At 73.1% G+C, this 26556-nt stretch carries 25 protein-coding genes and 1 riboswitch; of the genes, 14 read left to right on the top strand and 11 right to left on the bottom strand.

The features are described from left to right. Positions 1-61: 61 nt before the first annotated feature. From HNP84_RS03700 to HNP84_RS03680, 5 genes are all read right to left on the bottom strand, one after another. The gene (locus tag HNP84_RS03700; protein ID WP_221335844.1) at positions 62-712 is read right to left on the bottom strand and encodes a phosphoribosyltransferase; all 651 of its coding nucleotides are present in this window, start codon (positions 710-712) and stop codon (positions 62-64) included. A 1039-nt stretch (positions 713-1751) separates the two neighbouring features. Further along, positions 1752-2879: a ribosome small subunit-dependent GTPase A gene (rsgA, locus tag HNP84_RS03695; RefSeq protein ID WP_185047926.1), complete on the bottom strand. Its 1128-nt coding sequence runs from the start codon at positions 2877-2879 to the stop codon at positions 1752-1754. 256 nt (positions 2880-3135) lie between these two features. Further along, positions 3136-4389 (bottom strand): serine hydroxymethyltransferase, encoded by a 1254-nt coding sequence (gene glyA / locus HNP84_RS03690; protein WP_185047925.1) that lies wholly within the window; start codon positions 4387-4389, stop codon positions 3136-3138. A gap of 23 nt (positions 4390-4412) precedes the next feature. Further along, positions 4413-4495: riboswitch (ZMP/ZTP riboswitch) on the bottom strand. Positions 4496-4521: 26 nt separating this feature from the next. Continuing rightward, positions 4522-5526, bottom strand: a complete 1005-nt coding sequence (locus tag HNP84_RS03685) for a YihY/virulence factor BrkB family protein (protein WP_185047924.1) — start codon at positions 5524-5526, stop codon at positions 4522-4524. A 118-nt stretch (positions 5527-5644) separates the two neighbouring features. After that, on the bottom strand, positions 5645-6040 hold the full coding sequence (locus tag HNP84_RS03680) for a YccF domain-containing protein (RefSeq protein WP_185047923.1): 396 nt from the start codon (positions 6038-6040) through the stop codon (positions 5645-5647). Between the two features lie 59 nt (positions 6041-6099). Here HNP84_RS03680 and HNP84_RS54710 point away from each other — a divergent pair, with 59 nt between their 5' ends. The 5 genes from HNP84_RS54710 to HNP84_RS03660 all read left to right on the top strand — a co-directional run bounded on the left by HNP84_RS54710 (position 6100) and on the right by HNP84_RS03660 (position 9843). Continuing rightward, positions 6100-6225 carry a hypothetical protein gene (locus tag HNP84_RS54710; protein ID WP_281396015.1) on the top strand — a complete coding sequence of 42 codons (126 nt, stop codon included), beginning with the start codon at positions 6100-6102 and terminating at the stop codon, positions 6223-6225. Positions 6226-6534: 309 nt separating this feature from the next. Then, the gene (locus HNP84_RS03675; protein ID WP_185047922.1) at positions 6535-8217 is read left to right on the top strand and encodes a nitrite/sulfite reductase; all 1683 of its coding nucleotides are present in this window, start codon (positions 6535-6537) and stop codon (positions 8215-8217) included. Beyond that, positions 8214-8360, top strand: coding sequence for an Insertion element protein (locus HNP84_RS03670; protein ID WP_185047921.1), 147 nt, complete (start codon positions 8214-8216; stop codon positions 8358-8360). Before HNP84_RS03675 ends, HNP84_RS03670 begins: the two co-directional genes overlap by 4 nt. Continuing rightward, a complete protein-coding gene (locus tag HNP84_RS03665; protein ID WP_185047920.1) occupies positions 8357-9085 on the top strand; it encodes a phosphoadenylyl-sulfate reductase in 729 nt (242 codons plus the stop codon). Before HNP84_RS03670 ends, HNP84_RS03665 begins: the two co-directional genes overlap by 4 nt. 47 nt (positions 9086-9132) lie before the next feature. Next, a complete protein-coding gene (locus tag HNP84_RS03660; protein WP_185047919.1) occupies positions 9133-9843 on the top strand; it encodes a sirohydrochlorin chelatase in 711 nt (236 codons plus the stop codon). A 1071-nt stretch (positions 9844-10914) separates the two neighbouring features. Here the strand turns inward: HNP84_RS03660 and HNP84_RS54705 are convergent. From HNP84_RS54705 to HNP84_RS03645, 3 genes are all read right to left on the bottom strand, one after another. Beyond that, positions 10915-11709: a DUF1707 SHOCT-like domain-containing protein gene (locus HNP84_RS54705; RefSeq protein ID WP_185047918.1), complete on the bottom strand. Its 795-nt coding sequence runs from the start codon at positions 11707-11709 to the stop codon at positions 10915-10917. A 73-nt stretch (positions 11710-11782) separates the two neighbouring features. After that, positions 11783-12769, bottom strand: coding sequence for a maleylpyruvate isomerase family mycothiol-dependent enzyme (locus HNP84_RS03650; protein ID WP_185047917.1), 987 nt, complete (start codon positions 12767-12769; stop codon positions 11783-11785). 1 nt (position 12770) lies between these two features. Then, on the bottom strand, positions 12771-13331 hold the full coding sequence (locus HNP84_RS03645; RefSeq protein ID WP_221335841.1) for a sigma-70 family RNA polymerase sigma factor: 561 nt from the start codon (positions 13329-13331) through the stop codon (positions 12771-12773). Between the two features lie 140 nt (positions 13332-13471). Here HNP84_RS03645 and HNP84_RS03640 point away from each other — a divergent pair, with 140 nt between their 5' ends. The 4 genes from HNP84_RS03640 to glgX all read left to right on the top strand — a co-directional run bounded on the left by HNP84_RS03640 (position 13472) and on the right by glgX (position 19404). Continuing rightward, entirely contained in the window at positions 13472-14971 is a 1500-nt protein-coding gene (locus HNP84_RS03640; protein ID WP_185047916.1) for an ankyrin repeat domain-containing protein, read from the top strand. A 55-nt stretch (positions 14972-15026) separates the two neighbouring features. Further along, positions 15027-16649 carry an isovaleryl-CoA dehydrogenase gene (locus HNP84_RS03635; RefSeq protein ID WP_185047915.1) on the top strand — a complete coding sequence of 541 codons (1623 nt, stop codon included), beginning with the start codon at positions 15027-15029 and terminating at the stop codon, positions 16647-16649. A 57-nt stretch (positions 16650-16706) separates the two neighbouring features. Then, complete coding sequence (locus tag HNP84_RS03630; RefSeq protein WP_185047914.1) at positions 16707-17135, top strand: OsmC family peroxiredoxin; 429 nt, start codon at positions 16707-16709, stop codon at positions 17133-17135. Positions 17136-17268: 133 nt separating this feature from the next. Further along, entirely contained in the window at positions 17269-19404 is a 2136-nt protein-coding gene (gene glgX, locus HNP84_RS03625; RefSeq protein WP_185047913.1) for a glycogen debranching protein GlgX, read from the top strand. Positions 19405-19426: 22 nt separating this feature from the next. Here the strand turns inward: glgX and HNP84_RS03620 are convergent, their stop codons facing one another. Further along, on the bottom strand, positions 19427-19828 hold the full coding sequence (locus tag HNP84_RS03620) for a hypothetical protein (RefSeq protein WP_185047912.1): 402 nt from the start codon (positions 19826-19828) through the stop codon (positions 19427-19429). Between the two features lie 146 nt (positions 19829-19974). Between HNP84_RS03620 and HNP84_RS03615 the strand changes: the two genes are divergently transcribed. The 4 genes from HNP84_RS03615 to HNP84_RS03600 all read left to right on the top strand — a co-directional run bounded on the left by HNP84_RS03615 (position 19975) and on the right by HNP84_RS03600 (position 23762). After that, positions 19975-20703: a pyrimidine reductase family protein gene (locus tag HNP84_RS03615; protein WP_185047911.1), complete on the top strand. Its 729-nt coding sequence runs from the start codon at positions 19975-19977 to the stop codon at positions 20701-20703. Beyond that, positions 20700-21797, top strand: a complete 1098-nt coding sequence (locus HNP84_RS03610) for an ATP-dependent DNA ligase (RefSeq protein WP_185047910.1) — start codon at positions 20700-20702, stop codon at positions 21795-21797. Before HNP84_RS03615 ends, HNP84_RS03610 begins: the two co-directional genes overlap by 4 nt. Before the next feature lie 90 nt (positions 21798-21887). Next, complete coding sequence (locus HNP84_RS03605) at positions 21888-22271, top strand: hypothetical protein (RefSeq protein WP_185047909.1); 384 nt, start codon at positions 21888-21890, stop codon at positions 22269-22271. A gap of 45 nt (positions 22272-22316) precedes the next feature. Further along, positions 22317-23762 (top strand): aldehyde dehydrogenase family protein, encoded by a 1446-nt coding sequence (locus HNP84_RS03600; RefSeq protein WP_185047908.1) that lies wholly within the window; start codon positions 22317-22319, stop codon positions 23760-23762. Between the two features lie 33 nt (positions 23763-23795). On the opposite strand, the gene HNP84_RS03595 is transcribed toward HNP84_RS03600, so the two are convergent. After that, positions 23796-24365: a CGNR zinc finger domain-containing protein gene (locus tag HNP84_RS03595; protein WP_185047907.1), complete on the bottom strand. Its 570-nt coding sequence runs from the start codon at positions 24363-24365 to the stop codon at positions 23796-23798. 73 nt (positions 24366-24438) lie between these two features. Between HNP84_RS03595 and HNP84_RS03590 the strand changes: the two genes are divergently transcribed. Further along, positions 24439-25218, top strand: a complete 780-nt coding sequence (locus HNP84_RS03590) for a class I SAM-dependent methyltransferase (RefSeq protein WP_312923600.1) — start codon at positions 24439-24441, stop codon at positions 25216-25218. Here HNP84_RS03590 and ligD read toward each other — a convergent pair. Then, the gene (ligD, locus tag HNP84_RS03585; RefSeq protein ID WP_185047905.1) at positions 25210-26223 is read right to left on the bottom strand and encodes a non-homologous end-joining DNA ligase; all 1014 of its coding nucleotides are present in this window, start codon (positions 26221-26223) and stop codon (positions 25210-25212) included. The two genes, HNP84_RS03590 and ligD, sit on opposite strands and share 9 nt — an antisense overlap. Between the last annotated feature and the right edge of the window lie 333 nt (positions 26224-26556).

Here is a 26556-nt window from a genome sequence, read left to right as displayed (position 1 = left end):
CAGCGAGATCACGCGTGAGCATGCTCACGCACACCCCCGGGCCCCCGCGGGCACGCCCGCCCTACCGGCGCCCGAGGATGTCGAGCACATCCTCATCGGAAAGCTGGTCGAAGCGGTCATACCACTGACCGACCGCCATGAAACGTACCGGCGTGGCCAGCACGACGACTTCGTCGGCCTCCTGGAGCATCGACTCCACGGTGTCGCCGGCGCCCACCGGCACGGCCAGCACCAGACGCGCCGGCCCCCGCGACCGCGCCATGCGCAGCGCCGCCCGCGCCGTCACCCCCGTGGCCAGCCCGTCGTCCACGATCACCACGTCCCGCCCGGCCATCTCCGGCGGCGGCCGATCCCCCCGGTACGCCCGCACCCGCCGCCGCACCTCCTCCCGCTCGGCGGCGGCCACCTCGGCCAGATCCTCCTCCTCCAGCCCGAGCTTGCGCATCAGCCCCGCGTCGTAGACGGGCTCCCCTCCCTCGGCGATGGCCCCCACCCCCAGCTCGGGCTGCGGCGGATACCCGATCTTCCTGGTGACGAGCACGTCGAGCCTTCCCCCCACCCGCTCCGCCACCGGCCGGGCCACCTGCACACCCCCACGCGCCAGCCCCAGCACCTCGGCCCCGCCCAACTCCAGCTTCTCCAGCCGCCCGGCCAGCATCCGCCCCGCCTCCTCCCGATCGGCGAAGGGCAGGAAATCCGGCATTTCACTCATACCCGCCCCCTACCCCCACCCACCGCCCCCTCCCCTCGCCCCACCCCGGTACGCGGTCACCCGCCCCTCCCTCCGGAAGCAGGCGGCGGCCAGGGCGGGTGCCGGTTGCCCGCCCCCTTCCTCGGGGTGCGGCCATCCGCTCTTCCCCTCGGCGACCGCGAAGAGAGCGTGTAGGCATCCCTCCCCGATGCGGGACCAGGAGGCGGAGCAGGGATGCCCTCTCTCCCCGTGGGCGGGTGGCCTGGGGAAGGGCCCGGGCTCCGGTCAGGGGCGCTCGTGCTCGCCCACCTTCCCCCACCGACGACCGCTTGAAGGGGATGACCTGCGGCCGGTGCCCGTTGCGGTTGCCCGCCCCTCCCTATGAGAGGGACCGCAGGGAGGGAGTGGCATCCGCCCTGCCCTTCGGCCCGCTACCACGAAGAGAGCGTGCACGCGTCCTCTCCCCGATGCGGGCCCCGGAGGGCCCACCCCTGTCCCCCCCGCGACGGGCGGGGCTGCGATGCCGCTCCCTCCCCTTCGGCGGTGCCTGGGGAGGGGGCGGCTCCGGTCAGGGGCGCTTGTGGTCGCCCACGTCCCCGACGACCGCCGGCAGGAGACGACCGGTGGCCGGGGCCGATTGCCCGCACCACGCCCTCGGCCACCTCCGTGGCGAGCGCGGTGAGGGGAGCGGGCGGCCCGGGTCGGTGCGCTGTCGCCGGCTCTTTCCCGCGTCGGCGACCACGAGGAGGGGTGGTACCAGACCGGCCGGGGCCGGTTGCCCGCCCCTCCCTCCGGGAGCGGCCATAGGGAAGGGGCGGCGACGCCTGTTGCGGTCGCCCGCCTCTCCCCAGGAGGGGACGGGGCCGGGGCGGGGGTGGCCGCCCGGCCCTGGACCCGCGGCTACCTCGCTGAGCTGCGGCCGCCCGCCTCTCCCTCCCGGAGCGGGCGGCGGATGGGGCCGGGGCGGGGGTGGCGCGCCCGGCCCTCGCACTGGAGCCGCGGCCACCTCGACTGAGCGGTGGGGCCGGTTGTGCTCGGCCCCGCCTCAGTGGGTGGTGGGTCAGGGGCGGTTGCGGTTGCTTCGGCGGATCTCCTTGTGGATGATCTTCCACTTGCGGGTCTGTTCGGCGCGTAGGCGGGCGTCGGTGCGTGCGGCCATCCAGGCGGCCTCGCGCTGGAGCTTGTACCAGCTTGCCAGGCGGCGTTCGGGCAGGTCGCCGGACTCCACGGCCTCGATGACGGCGCAGCCGGGTTCGCCGTTGTGGCCGCAGTCGGAGAAGCGGCACCGTTCGGCCAGTTCGTCGATGTCGGCGAAGACCCGGTCCACGCCGTCGCTCATGTCGTACAGGCCGATCCGGCGGATGCCGGGGGTGTCGATGACGAGGCCGCCGCCCGGGAGGGTGATCAGCTCGCGGTGGACGGTGGTGTGCCTGCCGCGGCCGTCGCCGGCGCGGACCTGCTGGGTGACCATCACCTCGGCCCCGGCCATGGCGTTGACCAGGGTGGACTTGCCCGCGCCCGACGGGCCGAGCACGACCGCGGTCCTGCCGGGCGGCAGGTAGCCGCGCACGGTCTCCACGCCCTCCCCCCGGTGGACGGAGACGGCGTGCACGTCCACGCCCGGGGCGGCCGCCGCCACGTCGGCGAGGAGGTCGGGCAGGCCCTGGTCGAACAGGTCGGCCTTGGTGATGACGACCACCGGCGTGCCCCCGCTCTCCCAGGCGAGCGCGACCAGCCGTTCGATGCGTCCCAGGTCGGCGAAGTCGGTGGCGTGCATGGCCGGCTCGGCCACGAACACCACGTCCACGTTGGCGGCCAGGACCTGCCCCTGCCCGTCGCCGGACAGGCCGCCGCGCGAGTCGCGGCTCACGCCGCCGCGTACGAACGACGTGCGCCGCGGCAGCACGGCCTCCAGCTCGTAGCGGCCCTCGGCGAGCAGGCGCAGCGCCACCCAGTCGCCCACGCACGGCAGCGCGACGGGGTTCTCGGCGGCGGCGCGGCGCACCCGCGCGGAGTACTGGGCGTGGTGCGGCCCGTCGGCGGCGGCCACCTCGGCGGCCCCGCGGTCCACGCGCGCGACCCGCGCGGGGACGGTGCCGCCCGGCAGGGCGGCGGCGAAGGTGTCGTCCCAGCCCAGCGCGGAGAGGCGGGAGATACCGGAAGTACCAGTGGTCACTGGTGAAGACATCGGTGAAGCATCCTTTGCGGCGGGATGCCACGCGCAGGCGTCAGCGAGACGCGGGCATCCGGGTGGAAAGAGGAGTCGACGGGCACGTCAGAAAGACCCGCATAGTCCTCACCCCCTCGGATGCCGGGACCGCGCCGTTCGCGGCCACTGGAGCGGAAATCTAGCACACCCCTCCGCCGGGGCTCACCGGGTTTTCCCCGCACACGGCGACGCCGCCCTCGGCCTGGGGCCGGGGCGGCGTGCGGAGCGGGGTGGGTCAGGCGGTCAGGCCCGGCGTGGGGTACTTGCCGGTGAGGGCGCTGACCTCGGCGTGGACGCGGGTGATGACATCCTCGGCGTCGCCCTTGGCGACGGCGGTGACGACCTCGTCCATCCAGGCGGCGATCTGGCGCATCTCGGCCTCGCCCATGCCCCGCGAGGTGACCGACGGGGTGCCGATGCGCAGGCCGGAGGGGTCGAAGGGCTTGCGCGGGTCGAACGGGACGGTGTTGTAGTTGGTCTCCAGGCCGGCGCGGTCCAGGGCCTGGGCCGCGGGCTTGCCGGCGACGCCCTTGGAGGTCAGGTCGATCAGGATCAGGTGGTTGTCGGTGCCGCCGGAGACGAGGTCGAAGCCGCGGGCGAGGAGCTCGTCGGCCAGGGCCTTGGCGTTGGCGACCACCTGGTGGGCGTACGCGGAGAACTCGGGCGCCGCGGCCTCCTTGAGCGCGACCGCGATTGCGGCGGTGGTGTGGTTGTGCGGGCCGCCCTGGAGGCCGGGGAAGACGGCCTTGTTCAGCGCGGTGGCGTGCTCGTCGGAGTCGGCCATGAGCATGGCGCCGCGCGGGCCGCGCAGGGTCTTGTGCGTGGTGGTGGAGATGACGTCGGCGTGGCCGACCGGCGAGGGGTGGGCGCCGCCGGCGACGAGGCCGGCGATGTGGGCGATGTCGGCGGCGAGCACGGCCCCGACCTCGCGGGCGATCTCGGCGAAGGCCGGGAAGTCGATGGTGCGCGGGATCGCGGTGCCGCCGCAGAAGATCAGTTTGGGCCGGTGCTCGCGGGCGAGGTCGCGCACCTCGTCCATGTCGATGCGGCCGGTGTCGCGGCGCACGCCGTAGCGGACGGGGTTGAACCACTTGCCGGTGGCCGAGACCGACCAGCCGTGGGTGAGGTGGCCGCCGAAGGGCAGGCCCATGCCCATCACGGTGTCGCCGGGCGAGGCGAAGGCCATGTAGATCGCCAGGTTGGCCGGGGAGCCCGAGTAGGGCTGGACGTTGGCGTGGCGCACCCCGAACAGGGCCTTGGCCCGCTCGATGGCCAGGGTCTCGATCTGGTCGATGACCTGCTGGCCCTCGTAGTAGCGCTTGCCGGCGTAGCCCTCGGAGTACTTGTTGGTCAGGACGGTGCCGGTGGCCTCCAGCACCGCCTTGGAGACGTAGTTCTCCGAGGGGATCAGCTTGACGGTGTCGGCCTGCCTGCGCTCCTCGGCCTTGATGAGCTCGGCGATCTCCGGATCCACGTGGGCGAGACTCATCGCTCCTCCTTGAGTTGGCGTCCCGCGAAGACCCAGGCGCACGGCCTCCGCTCCTTCCGCTCCCCGGTGGTTTTCCCACCTCGATGCGCCAGTCGCGACCCTTACGACCCTATCCGATGGCGGACCCCGGCTTCAGGCCGTCGTACGCTCCGCGCGCCCCTGCCTGACGGCGCCCTGCACCGGCCACAGGCGGTCCAGCTCGGCGTTGAGGGTGGCGCCGATGAGCACCGCGAGCGCGGTGATGTACAGCCACAGCAGGACCGCGATCGGCGCGGCGAGCGAGCCGTACACCGACAGCGGCGTGAACCAGGCGGCCAGCACGGCGCGCAGCACCGCCGCGCACAGGATCCAGATGATCAGCGCGAGCACCGCGCCGGGCACCTCGCGCCACCAGCGGGTGCGCACCGGCACGCTCACGTGGTACAGCAGGCTCAGGAACACCACCGAGCCGACGATCAGCACCGGCCAGTACAGGATCGCGGCCATCGTGTCGTACGGCCTGGGCAGCACCTCGGCCACCAGCGTGGGCCCCACCACCAGCACCGGCACCACGATCAGCGCGATCAGCAGGGCCACGATGTACAGGCCGAAGGACATGATGCGGGTGCGGATGATCCCGCGCTCCTCCCCCAGCCCGTACGCCACCGAGATCAGGTCCACGTACACGAACAGGGCCCGCGACCCCGACCACAGCGACAGCAGGAAGCCCAGGGAGATCAGCGGCACCCGGCCGCCGCCGCTGAGGACGTCGTCGATGAGCGGGGTGACCACCCGGTCCACGGCGTTGTCGGTGAACAGCACGTGGGCCTGGCGCTCGATCCAGGCCCGGATCTCGTCGATCGTGGCCGGGCCGAGCGCGGTGCTCAGGTGGGCGAGGATGCCGACCAGCCCGAGCACGAACGGCGGCAGCGACAGCAGCGCGAAGAACGCCGCCTCGCCGGCCAGGCCGGTGACGCGGTAGGTGACCCCGGCCATGGTGGTGGCGCGCACCAGCGCCCAGGTGTTGGTGCCGCGCACCCACGACAGCGACGCCCTGGCCTGGGAGGCGGCCACCGAGGTCCTGGCGCGGACCGTGCTCAGCCGGGGCAGGCGCCTTCTGGGGCGGCGCTGCCTCGGCGGAGCGTCGGTCGAAGTCATGGCACACCAAGGTATTCGCAGGACGAAGCCGCCCGGACGGCCCTCGCGCAACGATCGGATCTCGTGTCGCCGGCCTGGAATTCCAGGTCGTCTACCCGGCGCGTGTGGACGGAAACGGTCACCCGGGGACCGGCCACGCGTCGTCGGAGTCCACGATGCGGGCCCCCAGGGGCAGCAGCGAGATCGGGATCATCTTCAGGTTGGCCCAGCCGAGGGGGATGCCGATGATCGACAGGAACAGCGGCACCGAGGTGACGACGTGGCCGATGGCCAGCCACACGCCGGCGAAGATCAGCCAGATGACGTTGCCGACGGCGGTCAGCGCGCCGGAGGACGGGTCGCGTACGACGCTGCGCCCGAACGGCCACAGCGCGTACGCCGCGATCCGGAACGAGGCGATGCCGAACGGGATGGTGATGATCAGGATGCAGCAGACGATCCCGGCGACGACGTAACCGATCGCGAGCCACAGCCCGGCGAAGATCAGCCAGATGACGTTCAGGAGCGTCCGCATGTCTCCAGCATGCCCGACCCGCCGTCGCGCGTCCCCCGCACGGAGCCGATAATGCGGTTGTGATCTGCGAGAAGTGCAAGGATCGCCGGCACGAGGAGTGCAAGGGCCGGTCGTGGTGCGACTGCCAGCACCAGGACCCCCGCAGGCCCGCCGAGCCCGGTGTCGGCTGGCGCCGCCAGGGCTGACCCCACGGGCCTCCCGTCCCTCTCGCGTTGTCCACAGTGTGGACCCGACATTGGACATCCGGGACGAGGAAGGTATCGTTTGGGACATGCCAGCGGATCCGCTTCTCGTCGTGCGACGCCACGTCGACTTCCTGCGTGTCCGCAGCGCGATCTGTATCGACGCCCGCTGACCATCGCCCCCGTTCTCTCTTCCGGGCGCGTGGAAGACCAGGCGTCGTTTTTCATGCCCGACCCCCGCACTCGACGATGAGGCGGGAGGCCGCCTGGCCCGCGCGTCCAGCACGCATCGGTTGACGCAAAGGACGCGCCATGACTACCCCGGCCAGGCCGGCGAACCGCCACCACAAGCGCCCGCGCGGCGAAGGCCAGTGGGCCCTCGGCTACCGCGAGCCGCTCAACAAGAACGAAGAGAACAAGAAGAACGACGACGGGCTCAACGTCCGCCAGCGGATCATCGACATCTACTCCAAGCTCGGGTTCGACTCCATCGACCCGGCCGACCTGCGCGGGCGCTTCCGCTGGTTCGGCCTCTACACCCAGCGCAAGCCCGGCATCGACGGCGGCAAGACCGCGATCCTGGAGCCGGAGGAGCTGGACGACCGCTACTTCATGCTGCGGGTGCGCATCGACGGCGGCCAGCTCGACCTGGCCCAGCTCCGCACGATCGCCGACATCTCCAACGACTACGCCCGCGGCACCGCCGACGTGACCGACCGGCAGAACATCCAGCTCCACTGGATCGAGATCGAGTCGGTGCCCGACATCTGGCGGCGCCTTGAGGCGGTGGGCCTGTCCACCACCGAGGCGTGCGGCGACACCCCGCGCGTGATCCTGGGCTGTCCGCTGGCCGGGATCGACCACGACGAGGTGATCGACGCCACGCCGCAGATCCGCGACATCTACGACCGCTACATCGGCGATCCCGCCTTCTCCAACCTGCCGCGCAAGTTCAAGACGGCGGTGAGCGGCTGCCCCGCCCACTGCACCGTGCACGAGATCAACGACGTGGCCTTCGTCGGGGTGGAGCTGGCCGACGGCACCAAGGGGTTCGACGTGTGGGTGGGCGGCGGCCTGTCCACCAACCCGATGCTGGCCAAGCGGCTGGGCGCGTTCGTCCGGCCCGAGCAGGTGCACGAGGTGTGGGCCGGGGTCTGCGGGATCTTCCGCGACTACGGTTACCGCCGGCTGCGCCACCGGGCCCGGATCAAGTTCCTGGTCAACGACTGGGGCGCGGAGAAGTTCCGCGACGTGCTGGAGAAGGAGTACCTCGGCTACACGCTGCCCGACGGCCCGGCTCCGGAGCTGCCGCGCGGCGGGCGCCGCGACCACGTCGGCGTCTTCCCGCAGAAGGACGGCAACTTCTACGTCGGGTTCGCGCCGAAGGTCGGCCGGCTCAGCGGCGACCAGCTCCACCAGATCGCCGACATCGCCGAGCGGCACGGCTCGGGCCGCGTGCGCACCACCGTCGAGCAGAAGATGGTCATCCTGGACGTCGCGCCGGCCGAGGTGGACGGCCTGGTGGCCGACCTGGAGGCCGCCGACCTCCGGGTCAACCCGTCCACGTTCCGCCGCCAGACCATGGCCTGCACCGGCATCGAGTACTGCAAGCTGGCCATCGTCGAGACCAAGGCCACGGCGAGCGAGCTGATCGACGAGCTGGAGCGGCGGCTGCCGGAGTTCTCCGAGCCGCTGACCATCAACGTCAACGGGTGCCCCAACTCCTGCGCCCGCATCCAGGTCGCCGACATCGGCCTGAAGGGCCAGCTCGTCGTGGACGGCGAGGGCAACCAGGTCGAGGGCTTCCAGATCCACCTCGGGGGCTCGGTCGGCGTCAACCCGGGCTTCGGGCGCAAGGTGCGCGGCCTGAAGGCCACCGCGGCCGAACTGCCCGACTACGTCGAGCGGGTGGTGCGCAACTTCGAGGCGCAGAAGAAGGACGGCGAGACCTTCGCGGAATGGGTGCAGCGCGCGGAGGAGGCGGACCTGAAGTGACCGAGAGAGCGGTGCCCTTCCACTGCCCGTACTGCGGTGAGGAGGACCTGGAACCGCACGAGGGCGACGGCGGCTGGTACTGCCGGTCCTGCGCCCGCGCCTTCAAGCTCAAGTTTCTGGGGATCGGAGTTCGTACGTCATGACGCTGGTGGACATCGAAATCGGCCTGCGAGAACAGCGGGGGACTCTCGACATGCAGGCCATCGTGGAGTCGGCCGCGGAGTACCTTGAGGAGGCATCCGCCCGCGAGATCATCCGCTGGGCCGCGGCGACGTTCGGCGACCGGCTGTGCCTGACGTCCTCCATGAGCGACGCGCTCCTGATCGACCTGGTCAGCCGGGTGAAGCCCGGGGTCGATGTGCTGTTCATCGACACCGGCTACCACTTCGCCGAGACCATCGGCACCCGCGACGCGGTCAAGCAGGTCTACGACGTTAACTTGATCGAGGTCAAGCCGTCGCGCACGGTGGCCGAGCAGGACCGCGACCTCGGGCCGCGGCTGTTCGGCCGCAACCCCGACCTGTGCTGCTTCCTGCGCAAGGTCGAGCCGCTGAACCGGGCGCTGGAGCCGTACCTCGCCTGGATCTCCGGCATCCGCCGCGACGAGTCGCCGAGCCGGGCGAACGTCAAGGTCGTCGAGTGGGACGCCAAGCGCCAGATGGTCAAGGTCAACCCGATCGCGCGCTGGACCCAGGAGGACGTCGACAACTACATCGCCGACAACGGCGTGCTGATCAACCCGCTGCACTACGACAACTACCCCTCGATCGGCTGCGCCCCCTGCACGCGGCAGGTCCTCGACGGCGAGGACCCGCGCAGCGGCCGGTGGGCCGGCACGGGAAAGACCGAGTGCGGCATTCACCTTTGATCCTCGATCCGGCCGTAGCACCGCGAGCGGGCCTGCCCCTGGTCGCGGTGGCACACGGGTCACGCGACCCGCGCGCCGCCGCGACCGTGGAGGCGATCCTCGACGAGGTACGCCGCCTCCGCCCGGCCTTCGACGTCCGCGCGGCCTACCTGGACCACTCCACGCCCACCCTCCGCCGGGCCCTGCACGGCCTGACGGAGGCGGTCGTGCTCCCGCTGCTGCTGACGGAGGCGTACCACAGCCGGGTGGACATCCCGGCCGCACTCGCCGAGATCACCGCCCGCCGCCCCCGCCTGCGCGTCCACCGCGGCGCCACCTTGGGCCCCGACCCCCTGCTGACCACCGCCCTGGAACGCCGCCTGGCGGAGGCCGGCGTGCCCGCGGGCGCCCCCGGCACCGCCGTGGTCCTGGTCTCGGCCGGCTCCAGCGACCCGGCCGCCAACCAGGTCGTCGCGCGCATGGCCCGCGCGTGGGCCCGTGAGCGCCCCTGGTGGGCCGTCATGCCGGCCTACGCCTCCGCCGCCTCCCCCACCCCCGCGGAGGCCGTGACGGCGCTCCTGGAGGCGGGCGCGCCCCGCGTGGCGGTCGCGCCGTACCTGCTGGCCCCCGGCTACTTCGCCGACAAGGTACGCCACGACGCCCTCGCGGCCGGCGCCGCCGTCGTCGCCGACGTCCTGGGCCCGGCCCCCGAGCTCGCCGACATCGTCCTCACCCGCTACGCCCAGGCCCTGCACGCCCGCCCGCGCGCGACCGCCTGACCGCCACCGGTCGTCCCCAATGCTCCGGCCTTAGGCCGAGGGTGAAGCGGATCCGGGGCGGGAAAGGCCGGCCGCCGCCGAGCCGGAACGGCGCTTGGCGGTAGGGCCGCTTCGGCGGCACAGGCCGGGCGAAGCAGGAGGCCACGGAAGCGCCGCACGCGCGGCACAGGCCGAATCCCCGGCCTGCACGCCGAATCGCGCGTCGATCAAGCGGGTCTGGCCGCTCGGGACCGAGATCGTCACCACACATCCGTAAGGCGACCCCGGCGCGGGCGGCATGCGCGAGGGGCGGCGTCCCGGCTACGGGGCGCGCGTGAGCGGCGAGCCGGTCCAGCGCTCGCCCACCAGCGGTGCCGCGACACGGAGCCCGGCGGCAAGCGCCACGCGCGACCCGGTGACAAGCGCCACGCACAGCCCACTGCATGCGCCACGCAGCCCACCGGCACGCACCACACGCAGCCCAGCGGCACGCGCCACGTACAGTGCGGCGGCAGGCGCCACCCGCACCCCCGCCACGAGCGTCACCCCCTCGGTCGAATCCCGTGCAGCACGATGGCGGGGCAGCGGTGCAGGCATCGCAGCGGCACCACCGCATCCGCCCCGAACGCGAGGCGAGAACGCGCCCTTCCAGCGCTGCCCAGCGCGCGGGTCACCAACGGGACGCGGCAGCGGCGCAGGCGCCGCAGCGGCACCTCCACATCCGCCTCGAACGCAAGGCGAGAACGCGCCCTTCCAGTGCTACAGGGCGCCGGGGGTGACCAACGGGACGCGGCAGCGGCGCAGGCGCCGCAGCGGCACCACCGCATCCGCCCCGAACGCGAGGCGAAAACGCGCCCTTCCGACGCTGCCCAGCGCCAGAGATCATCCACGGGACGCGGCAGCGATACAGGCGCCGCAACGGCACCACCGCATCCGCCCCGAACGCGAGGCGAGAACGCGCCCTTCCGGCGCTGCCCAGCGCCGAGGATCACCCACGGGACACGGCAGCGATACAGGCATCACAACGGCACCTCCGCATCCGCCTCGGAGGCGGGGCGAACACGGGCCCTTCCGGTGGTGCCGCGCGGGCGGTCACCAGCGGGGCGGGGAGGGCGGAGGGGGTGGGGGCGGGGGTGTGGGAGGGCGGTGGTGGCCGTGGGGCCACTGGTGGTGCGGGGGGCGGGGTGGGTGCGGGGGTGGGGGCAGGTGCGGAGGGCGCGGGGGGTGGGGTGGGATCGGGTGGCCGAAGAGGTCCTGGCGGAGCTGGTGCCATTGGTCGCGCCAGGCGGCCCAGGGGCGGTTGATGCGCTCGGCCCGCGAGTCGCCGATGATCTTCACGTCGCCCATCAGGGCGAACGCCTTGACCCGGATCACCGGGACGTTCATGCCGGGGGCCGCCTCGGCCACCTCGACGCGTTTGTCGCCCATGATGGCCATGCCGTCGAGATCGACGTCCACGCCGTCGGGAACGATGATCTTGACGTCGCCCATGACGGCGGTGGCCACGATGTCCACCTGGCCGGTGCGGACCTCGGCCTCGCGCAGGTCGAGGGTGACGTCGCCCATGACGGAGACCGCGCCGAGCTCGCGGTCGATGCGCCACTTGCCGCGGCGCTTGGTGTCGCCCATGATCGCCACGAACCAGCGGCGGGCGCGGCCGGTACGGGCCGGCGGCGCCGCGGACCCGGGCGCGACCGCGTCGGCGGGCCCGGGGAGGTCGGAGAGGATGACGTCGAGCTCGGCACGCGTGGTCGCGGAATAGGCGGCCTCGGTGCGCTCGGTCAGCTCGCCCAGGGTCAGCCTGCCCTCGACGGAGGCGTTCTTGAGCTGCTCCACGACGGCCTCGCGCTCGGCGTCGGAGGCGCGTACTCCACCCGGCTCGTTCACGCTCCCAATCTAGCCCGCCGGGCCCGGGTTCCCGTCCTCCCAAGGGAGGAATCGCATCATACGTTCGAGGCAGTCACGGCCCCGACAGGGCGGGGGCGCAGGCCAGCACCTCGCGGGCCAGGGCGGCGTCGCCGGACAGTTCGGCGCGGAAGGCGTCGGGGGCGCCCCGCCCGCCGAGCAGGAAGCAGAACTCGACCACGTCGCAGGAGATCGCGGCGTGCTCGCCGCCCCGGGCGCCCTCGACGGCCACGCCGTCCTCGACACCGAGCGGGACGTGCCACTCGCCGCCGCCGGGGCCGGTCAGGGTGAGCCGGAGGGTCCGGCCCGCGCCGTCGGCGCCGGACAGCAGCATGGTCCACGGCAGCAGGCGGGCGCACAGGTCGGCGGTGGGGTGGATGTGCTCGGCCGGCGGGTGGGGCAGCCGGAGCCCGAAAGTACGGGCGGCGTCGTCGGCGTGGATCCAGGTCTCCAGGCCGCGGGCCAGCACGTGGTCGCCGGCGGCGAAGGTCAGGCCCTCGGAGGTGATCGGGGTGTCGCGGTCGAGGCCGGCCAGGTGGCGGCACAGGGCGTCGGCCTGCGCCCGCCAGTCGCGGCGGGTCTGCTCGGGCGCCCGCCCCCGCTCGTACGCCTGCACCTCGGCGGTGCGGCCGAGCGCGTCGCCGGCGCCGATGGGCGGGCCGAGCACGGGCGCCCCCGCGGCGGCGGCGACCAGGCCGTCCTTGGCGGCCAGGTGGGCGACGAGCTCCTGGAGGGTCCAGCCCTCGACGATCACGGTGTCCCAGTCGGAGGCGGAGGCGAGCACGGCGTCGAAGGCGGCCACGCGGGCGGCGTACGGGGCGGCCCACTCCGGCCCGGGGGCCATGGGGCGGCGGCGGGCGCGCGCGGCGGCGAGGAGCTGGGAGCGCGCCGGGGCCTCGGGGACGGCGCCGGCCTCCATCAGGGCGTCGAGGTAGAGCCGGCCGGTCGGGTCGCCACCGCGACCGGCGGCATCGTGGTCGCCACCGCGACCGGCGGCGTCGTGGTCGCCTCCGCGACCGGGGGCATCGTGGTCACCGCGCATCTCACACCTCCTCGTCCGCGAGAGAGTCGGCCAGGGTCCGCAGGCCGAGCCGTATGCGGGACTTCGCCGTGCCCTCGGGCAGGCCCAGCTCCCGGGCGACCTGCCGGTACGTACGCCCACCGTAGTAGGCCAGCTCGATGACCTGGCGCAAGCCCTCGGGCAGCCGCCTGACGGCCTCGCGCACCCGCGCGGCCTCGTCGGCGTCCAGCACCTGTTCCTCGGGGACCGGGGGCCGGGGATCGACCAGCTTCGGGCCGAGCGCGCCGGCCTTGCGGCGTTCCTCGGCCCGCACGTGGTCCACCGCGCGCCGGTGGGCGATCGTGGCCAGCCACGACCGCAGCGAGCCCCGGTCGGGGTCGAACGCGAGCGGCCGTTCCCAGAACGTGATGAACACCTCCTGCGTGATGTCCTCGGCCACCGTCCTGTCCCGGGTGACCCGGACGGCCAGCCCGAAGATCAACGCCCCCAGGCGGTCGTAGATCTCGCCCAGCACGGACTCGTCCCCGCCCACGACCCTCTGGTGCAGCAGACGGTCGTCCATCACCGTGTCCGGTGCCTCCACTGGCACCACGCTCCCGTGATCCCGTCCAGGTTTCCGCGACCTGAGCATGTCACTATTCGCGAGCGAATTCCGCGTGGATGACAAAGCACCACGAAAAGGCCGCGGCGCGGGGCGACGGCGGGTGACCATATGCTCGCCTCATGGATCGAGGACTGCGTGACGCGGTGACCGGGAACGACGTGGAGCGGGTGCGGGAACTGCTCGGCGGGGGTGCGGCGGCCGATCCCGCCCCGGGCGAGGACGCGTCCACCCCGCTCTATCTCGCCGCCGTGGGCGGCGACGCGGAGATCGTACGGCTGCTGCTCGCGCACGGCGCCGACCCCAACCGGCTCAGCGGCGGCGAGGACGAGGGGCTGCCGCTGTGCGCCGCCGCGGCCTGGAACCACGTGGAGGTGGCCGAGGCGCTGCTCGCCGCGGGCGCCGACCCGCGCGGCAAGGAGGGCGACGGCTGGAGCGCGCTGCTGTGGGCGGCCACGAACGGCCACCACGACGTGGCCGCGGCCGTGCTGGCGGCGGGCGCCGACGCCGACGACGCCAACGACGCGGGCGACACGGCGCTGACCCTGGCGGCCCGGCGCGGCGCGCCCGGCGTGGTGCGCGCGCTGCTCGACGCCGGCGCCGATCCCGAGCTGGCCGACGGCGACGGCGACACCGCGCTGGCCATCGCCGAGGACTGGCTGGGCGTGCACCTGGAGGCCGCGCTGCTCGAACAGCTTGAGGAGGAGATCGCGGAGTCGGGCGAGCGGGACGTGCGGCCCACCGTGACCAGGGCCTTCACCGGCGACGGCACGGAGCTGGTCCGGGTCTCGGGCGGCGGCGCCGCGATCGAGGCGCAGCGCGGGCACGCCGCGGTGGCGACGCTGCTGGAAGCCGCCACCGGCACGTACGTGCCGGTCCCCGACCTGGTACGCCGCGCGCTCGCGCACCGCGACACCGACCGCGACCACGAGACCTGGTGGGTGATCGTGGACGCCCTGGGCGCCCGGGGCGACGAGGAGACGCTGGAGGCCGCCGTGGGCCTGTGCACCAGCGACGACACCCGCGAGCGCGAGCTGGGCGCCGACGTGCTGTCGCGGCTCGCCCCCGGCGAGGACGGGGATGCCGCGGGCGTCGCGGCGCGCGCGGTGCCGGTGCTGCGGCGGATGGTGATCACCGAGGGTTCGGAGGCCGTGCTCGACTCGGTGCTCAACGCGCTCGGCCGCTACGGCGACCCGGCCACGCTGCCGGACGTCCTGGACATCGTCCGCCGCCCCGGGCGCACCCCGACCCCGGCCGACCCGGTGGCGCTGGCCGCGGTGCTGCCCCCGGCCGGTGAGGACGGGCACGCCGAGGCGGTGGACCTGCTGATCGAGATGAGCCGCGACCCCGATCCGGAGGTGCGCGACTGGGCGACGCTGGGCCTGGCGGGCGTCGAGGCCGGCGGCGAGCGCGTACGGGAGGCGCTGGCCGCGCGCCTGGAGGACCCGAGCCTGACCGCGGTGGCCGAGGCGGCGCGCGGTCTGGCCGCTCTGGGCGACGAGCGGGCGGCGGCGGGCGTACGCCGGGTGCTGGCGGAGAGCGACGACGATTACGCGCGCGAACGGGTGGCCGAAGCGGCCGAAAAACTCGGCATATCCCCCGAATCGCCAGAAAGGCCGTAAATCCCGGGATGAGATAAAAGAAGTATCCAATCGGCCACACACCCGGAGGCCTGCCGTGACGCACGACGTCTTCAACCAAGCCCCGCCCCTTACCGGCCACGACGTTTCCGACGACCCGGCGCTCATCGAGGGCGTCCGCCGCGAGGACGCCGACTGGGCCCAGGGCGAGCTGCACCGCCTCGGCACCCTCGCCGGGAGCGAGCAGGCGCAGGAGTGGGGCCGGCTGGCCAACGAGCACCCGCCGGTCCTGCGCACCCACGACAGGTACGGCCATCGCATCGACGAGGTCGAGTTCCACCCCTCCTGGCACGAGCTGATGTCGGTGGCGGTGTCGAACGGCCTGCACGCCTCGCCCTGGGCCGCGGCCCGGCCGGGCGCCCACGTGGCGCGCGCCGCGAAGTTCTACGTGTGGTCGCAGGTCGAGGCCGGGCACGGCTGCCCGATCTCGATGACCTACGCCGCGGTGGCCGCGCTGCGCCACTCCCCCGCGCTGGCCGCCGAGTGGGAGCCCCTGCTCGCCTCGCGCAGCTACGACCCCGGGCTGCGCCCGCCGACGGGCAAGCGCGGGGTGCTGGCCGGGATGGCGATGACGGAGAAGCAGGGCGGCTCCGACGTGCGGGCGAACACGACCACCGCGACGCCGCTGGGCGACGGCACGTACGCGCTGACCGGGCACAAGTGGTTCAACTCCGCGCCGATGTGCGACATGTTCCTGGTGCTCGCCCAGGCGAAGGCCGGCCTGTCGTGCTTCCTGCTGCCGCGCGTGCTGCCCGACGGCACCCGCAACGCCATGCGCCTGATGCGGCTGAAGGACAAGCTGGGCAACCGGTCCAACGCCTCGGCCGAGGTCGAGTACGACGGCGCGGTCGCCTGGCTGGTCGGCGAGGAGGGCCGCGGCCTGCGCACCATCCTGGAGATGGTGAACATGACCAGGCTCGACTGCGTGATCGGCTCGGCGGCCGGCATGCGCTACGGGCTCACCCGGGCGCTGCACCACGCCCGCCACCGCGAGGCGTTCGGGCGCGCCCTGGCCGAGCAGCCGCTGATGCGCAACCTGCTCGCCGACCTGGCCGTGGAGTCGGAGGCCGCCACCGCGCTGATGATCCGGGTCGCCGGCGCCACCGACAAGGCGATCCGCGGCGACCGGGCCGAGAGCGCCCTGCGCCGCACGGCGCTCGCGGTGGCCAAGTACTGGGTGTGCCGGCGCGCGACCGGCCACGCCGCCGAGTCGCTGGAGTGCCTGGGCGGCAACGGCTACGTCGAGGAGTCGCAGATGCCGCGGCTGTTCCGCGAGTCGCCGCTGAACGGCATCTGGGAGGGCTCGGGCAACGTGGCCGCGCTGGACGTCGTGCGGGCGATCTCGCGCGAGCCCGAGGCGCTGGACGCCTTCTTCGCCGAGGTGACGCAGGCCGCGGGCGCCGACCGGCGGCTCGACGACGCCGCCGACCGGCTGCGCAAGTCGCTGGGCGACCCGCACGACATGGAGTCGCGCGCCCGGCGGCTGGCCGAGGACATGGCGCTGGTGCTGCAGGGCTCGCTGCTGGTGCGCCACGCGCCGCCCGCCGTCGCCGACGCCTTCTGCGCCTCCCGCCTGTCGGGCGACTGGGGCCGCGCGTACGGCACCCTGCCGCCGGGGCTGGATCTGGACTCGATCTTGTCCCGTTGCATGGGCAGGTGACGTGCGGCGCGCCGCCGGGCACCCCCTAGGCTTCTGCCTGACGAAGGGAGAAACACAATGGCGACGACGCGTACGGCGACGACCCAGTGGAAGGGCGCGCTGCTCGACGGTTCCGGCACTGTCTCGCTGGACACCTCCGGCGTGGGCAGCTTCGAGGTCACCTGGCCGTCCCGGTCGGAGGAGGCCAACGGCAAGACCTCGCCCGAGGAGCTGATCGCGGCGGCTCACTCCTCGTGCTTTTCCATGGCGCTCTCGCACGGCCTCGCGCAGGCCGGCACCCCGCCGCAGGCCGTGGAGACCAAGGCCGACGTGACCTTCCAGCCGGGCCAGGGCATCACCGGCATCGTGATCTCGGTCAAGGCCCACGTGCCCGGGATCACCGCCGAGGACTTCCAGGCCGCGGCCGAGAACGCCAAGGCCAACTGCCCGGTGAGCAAGGCGCTGGCCGGCACCACGATCACGCTCAACGCCGAACTGCTCGGCTGAGGCGCCGCGGCGGCCCGCGCCCTCCGCGCCCGCGGAGGCGCGGGCCGTCCCGGTTCTTGCGCACCCCGCGTTGGGGTTACAACCTGGAGATCGGGATGCGCGGTCACGATGGGCTGGAGGACAATGGGGCCACATGCGTGAGGTCTGGCCTGGAGAAGCGTATCCGCTCGGCGGCACCTGGGACGGGGTGGGCACCAACTTCTCGGTGTACTCCGAGGTGGCCGAGCGGGTTGAGCTGTGCCTGTTCGACGAGGGCGGGCGCGAGGAGCGCGTCGAGCTGCCCGAGGTCGACGGCTTCGTCTGGCACGGCTACCTGCCCGGCATCATGCCGGGGCAGCGCTACGGCTACCGGGTGCACGGCCCGTACGACCCGGCGCGCGGGCACCGCTGCAACCCCGCCAAGCTGCTGCTCGATCCCTACGCCAAGGCGGTCGAGGGCGAGCTGCGCTGGCACGAGGCGGTGTTCTCCTACCACTTCACCGACCCCGGCAGGCTGAACACCCTCGACAGCGCGCCGTACATGCCGAAGAACATCGTGGTGAACCCGTTCTTCGACTGGGGCACCGACCGGCCGCCGCGCACGCCGTACCACCAGACGGTGATCTACGAGGCCCACGTGCGCGGGCTGACCATGCGCCACCCGGCCGTGCCGGAGGAGCAGCGCGGCACCTACGCCGGGCTGGCGCACCCCGCGGTGATCGAGCACCTGCTCAGCCTGGGCGTGACCGCGGTCGAGCTGATGCCGGTGCACCAGTTCGTCCCCGAGCACGCGCTGGTGGCCCGGGGGCTGACCAACTACTGGGGCTACAACACCATCGCCTACCTCGCCCCGCACAACGGCTACGCCTCGGGCGGGCAGCGCGGCGAGCAGGTGCTGGAGTTCAAGGCCATGGTGCGCGCGCTGCACGAGGCGGGCATCGAGGTGATCCTCGACGTGGTCTACAACCACACCGCCGAGGGCGACCACATGGGCCCCACGCTGGGCTTCCGCGGCATCGACAACGCGGCCTACTACCGCATGCACGACGGCGACCGGCGCTACTACCTCGACTACACCGGCTGCGGCAACTCCCTGAACGTGCGCTCGCCGCACGCGCTCCAGCTCATCATGGACTCCCTGCGCTACTGGGTGCTGGAGATGCACGTCGACGGGTTCCGCTTCGACCTGGCCGCGGCGCTGGCCCGCGAGCTGCACGACGTCGATCGGCTGAGCGCGTTCTTCGACCTGATCCAGCAGGACCCGGTGATCTCGCAGGTGAAGCTGATCGCCGAGCCGTGGGACGTCGGGCCCGGCGGCTACCAGGTGGGCAACTTCCCGCCGTTGTGGACCGAGTGGAACGGCAAGTACCGCGACACCGTGCGCGACTTCTGGCGCGGCCACGGCTCGGCGCTGCCCGAGTTCGCCACCCGGCTGACCGGCTCGCAGGATCTGTACGCCTCCTCCGGCCGCCGCCCGGTCGCCTCGATCAACTTCGTCACCTGCCACGACGGGTTCACCCTGACCGACCTGGTGTCCTACGACCACAAGCACAACGAGGCCAACGGCGAGGACAACCGCGACGGCACCGACGACAACCGGTCGTGGAACTGCGGCGCCGAGGGCCCGGTCGAAGATCCGGCGATCGTGCGGCTGCGGCACCGGCAGCGGCGCAACTTCCTGGCCACGCTGTTCCTGTCCCAGGGCGTGCCGATGATCTCCCACGGCGACGAGGTGGGGCGCACCCAGGGTGGCAACAACAACGCCTACTGCCAGGACAACGAGGTCGCCTGGGTCGACTGGAGCGCGGTGCACGCCGAGAAGGACCTCCTGGACTTCGTGCGCATGCTCTCCGAGCTGCGCCGCGCCCACCCGGTGTTCCAGCGGCGGCGCTTCTTCCGCGGCCGCGGCGCCGGCGGCGTGCGCGACATCGTGTGGCTCACGCCCGCCGGGGTCGAGATGTCGGCGGCCGACTGGCACACCGGATACGCCAAGTCGCTCACGGTCTACCTCAACGGCGAGGCCATCACCGAGCTCGGGCCGCGCGGCGAGCGGATCACCGACGACTCGTTCCTGATCCTGATCAACGCCCACCACGAGAACATGGCCTTCACCCTGCCGGGCGCCGAGTTCGGCGACGGGTGGCGGACGGTGTTCGACACCGCCGACGACCGGCCGCGCGACGAGCCGTTCCCCGACGAGTCCTGGTCCGCCGGGGCCCTGGTGGCGGTGACCGCCCGCTCGCTGCAACTGCTGCGCCGGCCGCGTACGCCCCAGGCCGCCGCCCCGTAGCCCGGGGTGCCGCCGCGAGGGCTCAGCAGTCGAGCATGACCGTGGCGAGCAGGATCAGCACGAACGTCGCCACGCCGCCCGCGCCGTGCAGCACCACCGCGGCCTTCGGGAAGCCGCGCTCGGCGCCCCGGGCGTGCCGTCCGGCGCCCAGCCAGCGGGTGAACATCGCGAAGCCGAGCAGCGCGGCCAGCGCGACCAGGCCGAAGGCCGCCCAGGCGAGCGCGCGGTGGCCGGTCAGCAGGTGCCCCACCCAGGAGCCGAGCGCGCCGGAGGCCAGCAGCGGGTGCGAGAGGGTCAGCGTGACCGGGAACCTGGTCACCTTGGCGGCCTGGCGCCGCCGCGCCGCGCCGGGCAGCCACAGGCACAGCAGGTGCGCCCCGGCCACCGCGGTGACCAGCCACATGACGATCACGGCAAGCCGCACCGGTTCCCCCGTTCCTGTGACGCCGCCGTAACCGTACGCACACGGTCACGGGCGGCACCAGCGCATGCGACCAAGCGGTATCCCCCGTCGAGTGCTCCCTCCCCCGCATGGTGATCTGTCAAGCACGCTGTGACAAGGTGGCCGTCATGCGGCGCATCTTCCCCACGCAGGAGTCCGGCGAGGTCGATCTCGCCACCGCCTACGCCTACCCCGCCGACCGGCCCTGGCTGCGGCTGAACATGGTCGCCAGCGCCGACGGCGGGGCGTGGCTGAAGGGGTTGTCGGGCGGGCTGTCCGGCCCGGCCGACAAGCGCGTGTTCGGCGTGCTGCGCGGGCTGGCCGACGTGGTGCTCGCGGGCGCGGCCACCGTACGGGCGGAGGGGTACGGGCCGGCCCGGCCACGCGAGTCGTGGCGGGCGCTGCGCGAGGGCCGCCCGGCCGTGCCGCCCGTCGCCGTGGTCACCCGGGGGCTCGGCCTGGACCTCGGCGGCCCGCTGTTCACCGAGGCGGCGCCCGGCGCGCGTACGATCGTGATCACCTGTGAGGCGGCGCCCGCCGGGCGGCGCGCGCAGGCCGCCGCAGTGGCCGACGTGGTCGTGGCCGGCGCGGAGCGGGTGGACCTGGCGCTCGCGCTGGAGGCGCTGCGCGAGCGCGGCCTGACCCGGGTGCTGTGCGAGGGCGGGCCGCGGCTGAACGGGCAGCTCGCGGCGGCCGGGCTCGTGGACGAGCTGTGCCTGACCTGCGCTCCCGTGCTGGTGGGCGGCGCGGCGGCGCGGGTGCTCAACGGGCCTGACTGCGAGGTTAGATTGGGCCTGGCCCACATCCTGGAAGAGGACGGCTACCTCTTCGCCAGATACGTTCGGGAGTCGCCGTGAAGCTGCCCGTCGAACCGCCCGTGCCGCCCATGCTGGCCAAGGCGGTCAAGAAGATGCCGCCGCAGGACGGCTCGCTGCTGTACGAGCCCAAGTGGGACGGCTTCCGGTGCATCGTGTTCCGCGACGGCGATGAGGTCTACCTCGGCAGCCGCAACGAGCGCCCGTTCACCCGCTACTTCCCCGAGCTGGTCGAGGCGGTCAAGGCCGAGCTGCCCGACCGGATCGTGCTGGACGGCGAGATCGTGGTGCGCCGGGGTCAGGTGCTCGACTTCGACACCCTGCAGCAGCGCATCCACCCCGCGGCCTCGCGGGTGAAGCTGCTGTCGGAGACCACGCCGGCGTCCTTCGTGGCCTTCGACCTGCTCGCGATCGGCGAGGAGAGCCTGATGGAGACCCCGTTCGGCGAGCGCCGGGCCAGGCTGGCGGCCCTGTTCGACGGCAAGCCCGCGGGCAGCGTGCGGCTCACCCCGATCACCGACGACGCCGAGCGGGCGCACGAGTGGTTCGAGATGTTCGAGGGCGCGGGCCTGGACGGGATCGTGGTCAAGCCGCGCGACCTGCTGTACGAGCCCGACCGGCGGGTGATGTTCAAGGTCAAGCACGAGCGCACCGCCGACGTCGTGGTGTGCGGCTACCGCGAGCACAAGTCCGGCCCGGTGGTCGGCTCGCTGCTCCTCGGCCTGTACGACGCCGCCGGCCGCCTGCACCACGTGGGCGTGGCGGCCTCGTTCCCGATGGCGCGCCGGGCCGAGCTGGTGGACGAGATCGCCCCCTACCGCACCGACCTGGCCTCCCACCCGTGGGGGATCTGGATGACCGGCGCGGCCGACGCCGCCCCCGAGGGCGAGGTCACCCCGCCGCCACAGCGCCGCCCCGGGAACGTGTCGCGGTGGAACGCGGGCAAGGACCTGTCGTTCATCCCGCTCCGGCCCGAGATGGTGATCGAGGTGGCCTACGACCACATGGAGGGCGACCGGTTCCGGCACACCGCGCAGTTCCGGCGCTGGCGTCCCGACCGCACGCCGGAGTCGTGCACCTACGAGCAGCTTGAGCGCCCGACCTCCTACGACCTGGACGACATCCTGGCGAGGTGATCACGGCGAGGTGAGCCGCGCGAGCCCTCCGGGGAGGGATCAGGGACATCCCCGATGGACGCCGCCCGGCCGCTCGGATACATCTCGACTATGACCGGTTCTCCCCCCCAAGCCGCCCCCGCAGCGGCGCCCGCCGACACCGCGGCCACCGACCTGCACGCCGCGCTCGCCGCCCGCCGCGACCTCGGCCCCGACTACGAGGACGCCGTCGTGGCCGGGTTCCTGGAGAAGGTGGAGGAGCAGATCGAGCGCCGGGTGGACGCCCGGCTGACCGCCGCCCGGCCGCACCCGGCCCGCACCCGCACCCAGGACGCGCAGGCGCTGGCCCTGGCCATCGTCTCCCTGGTCCTGGGGGTGGGCGGCTCGGCCATAGCGCTGAACAGCGAAAGCAACGCCTTCGAGGGCGCCCTGCTGATCTGGATCGGCGTCATCGCGGTGAACGCGGTCTTCGCCTTCTCCCGCCGCCGCGGCTGAACCGGGGCTCCCACAGTCGCACGACCAAGCGTACGCTTGGGCACCATGGACGTGTACCGCAACCTCATCGGCGGCGACCTGGTGCCCGCGGCCGACGGCCGTACGCTCGACTCGGTCAACCCGGCCACCGGCGAGGTCTGGGCCCGCGTCCCGGCGAGCGGCCGGGCCGACGCCGAGGCCGCGGTGGCGGCGGCGCGGGCCGCGTTCCCGCGCTGGTCCGCCCTGCCCGCGCTCGCCCGGGGCCAGGCGCTGCGCCGGGTCGCCCGGGTCTTCGCCGAGCACGCCGAGGAGCTGGCCCGGATCGAGACCACCGACAACGGGCGCATCCTGCGCGACACGCTGCACAAGGACCTGCCTGGGATGACGGTCCTGTGGGAGCTGGCCGCGGGCCAGGTGCTCGACGCCGTCCGCGGCGACACGGTCATCCTCGGACCCGACACGCTCGGCCTGACCCGGCGCGAGCCGTACGGCGTGGTGGTCGGCGTGATCCCGTGGAACTCCCCCATCTCCACCTTCTCCGCCAAGGCCGCGCACGCGCTCGCCGCCGGCAACACCGTGATCGTCAAACCCGCCGAGCAGGCGTCGGCGTCGGTGCTGCGGCTGGGCGAGCTGCTGGCGGACGTGCTGCCGCCCGGCGTGCTGAACATCGTCGGCGGGCTCGGCGAGGAGGTGGGCGAGGCGCTGGTGCGGCACCGCGACGTGGCCAAGATCAGCCTGACCGGCTCGACGGAGACCGGGCGGGCGATCACCCGCGCCAGCGCCGACGCGCTCAAGCCGCTCACCTTCGAGCTCGGCGGCAAGTCGCCCAACATCGTCTTCGCCGACGCCGACCTCGACGCCGCCACCGAGGGCGTCACGGTGAACTCGATCTACACCGGCAACGCCGGGCAGGTGTGCGTCGCGGGGTCCAGAATCCTGATCCAGCGCCCGATCTGGGAGGAGATGCTGGCCAGGATCGGCGCGGCGGCGGCCGGGATCACCCTGGCCGACCCGCTCGACCCGCGCACCACCATGGGCCCGATCGTCTCCGCGGGCCAGTACGAGCGCGTGCGGTCCTACCTGGAGCTGGCCGCCAAGGAGGGCACCGACCTGGTCTTCGGCGGCCGGACCGGCGCGGACGTGGTGCCCGCGCTGCCCGGCGGCTACTGGGTCGAGCCCACGCTGTACGCCACGACCGACAACTCGCTGCGGGTGTGCCAGGAGGAGATCTTCGGCCCGGTGGCGGTGGCCCTGCCGTTCGACACCGAGGAGGAGGCGCTGGCCATCGCCAACGACTCGCCGTACGGCCTGGCGGCCGGGCTCTGGACGCGCGACCTGGGCCGCGCCCACCGCTTCGTCCGCGACCTCCAGGCCGGCAACGTCTGGGTCAACACCTTCCGCCAGATGCCCCCCGGCCTGCCCTTCGGCGGCGTCAAGGACAGCGGCTACGGCCACGACTCGGTGCTGTCCTACACAAGGGAGAAGACGGCGATCCTGAACACCCGATCCTAAACACCCGATCTGAACAGCCGGCCCTGAAGACGGTCACGCCCCGGCCCGCGCCCGGAACGCCGCGGTCTTGACCCGGTTCTGGCAGGCGGTGGAGCAGAAGCGCCGGGTGCCGTTGCGCGAGACGTCCACGTAGACGCGGTCGCAGGCCGGGGCGGTGCACACCCCCAGCCGGTCGTACAGCTCGCCGCCGAGCACGATCGCCAGCCCGGTGGCGCAGCTCGCCGCCCAGTCGCGTACCGCGGTGCCGCCCGCCCCGTGGAAGTGCAGGTGCCAGGGCTCGCCGTCGTGCCGGTCCAGGTGCGGCCTGGCCTCGTACTTCTCCAGCAGCGCGTTGAGCCGCACGGCCGCCGCGTCCACGTCGCCGCGCGCCACGCCCTCGAACACCTCGCGCAGCTCGCGGGCCACGTCGCAGAACTCCCCGGCCTCCTCCGGGGTGACCTCCGCGACGCGGGAGCCGGTGCGCAGCGCCTCGGCGACCGCGGCCCGGCGCTCCTCCCCGGCCGGCGGCCGGTACGCCCGCCCGCGCCGCTCCCCCGGGGTGAGCGTGTTGACCAGCGCGACCGCCACGGCGATCACGGCATCCGTGTGACTGTTGAAGTTCACTTGACCAGTTACTACTTTCCGGCTTATGGTCGTAACTGCCGAAAGCTTAAATGACAGTGACAAGGAGCTCAAGGTGGCCGAGATCGCGTTCGAGGTGGCCCGCGAGTGGATCGACCGCTGGGACCGGCAGCAGGAGGGCTACCTGCCCGACCGGGAGGACAGGTTCACCGCCCTGATCGACGCCGTCGAGGCGGGCACCGGGCGCACCGACCCGCTGGTGATCGACCTCGGCTGCGGCCCCGGCTCGCTGGCCGCCCGGCTGCTGCGCCGCCTGCCCGAGGCGACCGTGGTGGCGGTGGACACCGACCCGCTGCTGCTGGCGCTGGGGCGGGCGGCGTACGGGCATCTGGCCGGGCTGCGCTTCACCGACCTGGACCTGCGCCGCCCCGGCTGGACCGGCGCGCTCGGCCTCACCCGCCGGGCCGACGCCGCGGTGAGCACCACCGCGCTGCACTGGCTCCCCGAGCACCACCTGCGCGACGTGTACGCCGAGCTGGCCGGCGTGCTGCGCCCCGGCGGCCTGCTGCTCAACGGCGACCACATGGACGTCGAGGACACCACGCCCACGCTGGCCAAGCTGGAGCGCGCCCTGCACGAGCGGGCCACCAACCGCCGCTTCCCCCGCGAGATGCCGGAGAACTGGCGCGACTGGTGGGACGCCGTGGACGCCGACCCGGCCCTGTCGGTCCTGGCGGAAGAACGCCGCGGCCGCAACGAGGCCGCCGCGCACCACGGCTCGGAGTCGCTGCACCTGTCCACCCACGTCACCGCCCTGCGCGAGGCCGGGTTCACCGAGATCGGCACGGTGTGGCAGAACGGCGACAACCGCCTCCTGGCCGCCCTGCTACCCTGACGCGCCGTCCTCCGGCCGCGCCTTGCTCGGCTGCACCCGCTTCGGCTCGCCGGGCATCTTCGGATAGTTCGGCGGGTACGGCATGTCGCCCCGCCCGTCGCGCTCGTACCACTCGATCAGGGTCTCCATCGAGTACGCCCGGTCGTCGATCGCCGCGTGCACGTCGCCCACCTTGGCGAAGCGGGCCGGCATCGTACGGATGTCGAAGTCGCCGGGCTCGGCGTCCTCCAGCTCCTCCCAGGTCAGCGGCGCCGACACGGGCGCGTGCGGCCTGGCCCGCACCGAGTAGGCGGCCACGACGGTGCGGTCGCGCAGGTTCTGGTTGAAGTCGATGAACACCCGCTCCCCCCGCTCCTCCTTCCACCACGCCGTCGTGGCCAGTCGCGGCGCCCGCCGCTCGATCTCCCGGGCGAGCGTGATGGCGCCGTACCGGACCTGGGTGAAGTCCCACCGCGGCTCGATCCGCACCCCGATGTGAATCCCCCGGCTCCCGGAGGTCTTGGGGAACCCGGTCATCCCCAACTCCCCGAGCACCTCCCGAGCCAGGAACGCCACCTCCCGCGCCTGCGCGAACCCCGTCCCCGGCTGCGGATCGATGTCGATCCGCAGCTCGTCGGGGTGCTCCACGTCGCCGGCCCGGACCTGCCACGGATGAAAGTCGATGGTCCCCAGATTCGCGCAGTACGCCAGATCGGCCACACCGGTCACCCGCAACGCGTCAGCGGTACGCCCACTGGGAAAGCGCACGGTCACGGTCTGGATCCACTCGGGATGCCTGGCGGGGAACCGCTTTTGATAGATGGCGTCGTTGAGCACACCATCGGGATGCCGCTTCAGATGCGTCGGCCGATCCCGCAACGCCCGCAGCGCCCCCTCCCCCACGCTCACGTAGTACTCGACGAGCTCCCGCTTGGTCGCCCCGATCTCCGGAAAATACACCTTGTCGGGATTGGTGACCTTAACGGTCCGCCCCCCGACCTCAAGCTCGATAAACGGCGACGCCATGGCCCGAGCATACGTCCCACCCCACCCGCCCACCCCGTGACCGCCCCACCCGGTAACCGGGCACCAAACCAAGATCCACGTGACGGGGTTGTGGCGGCTTGGGCGCGGGTCGTGTCTGGAGGAGGAGCGCAGGGAGCGCAGCGACCAGAGCGACGAGGGAAGACACGACCCTGAAGAGCGCCCAAGCCCGCCCGTGCGAAGCACGGGCCATAAGCACAGCGCGGGTCGTGTCTGGAGCAGGAGCGCAGGGAGCGCAGCGACCAGAGCGACGAGGGAAGACACGACCCTGAAGAGCGCCCAAGCCCGCCCGTGCGAAGCACGGGCCATAAGCAC

Origin of the sequence: Thermocatellispora tengchongensis (assembly GCF_014202315.1) — a bacterium.
Taxonomy (GTDB): Bacteria; Actinomycetota; Actinomycetes; order Streptosporangiales; family Streptosporangiaceae; genus Thermocatellispora; species Thermocatellispora tengchongensis.
The sequence above is the reverse complement of the archived record's forward strand: the minus strand, read 5'-3'. Positions and strand labels throughout refer to the sequence as shown.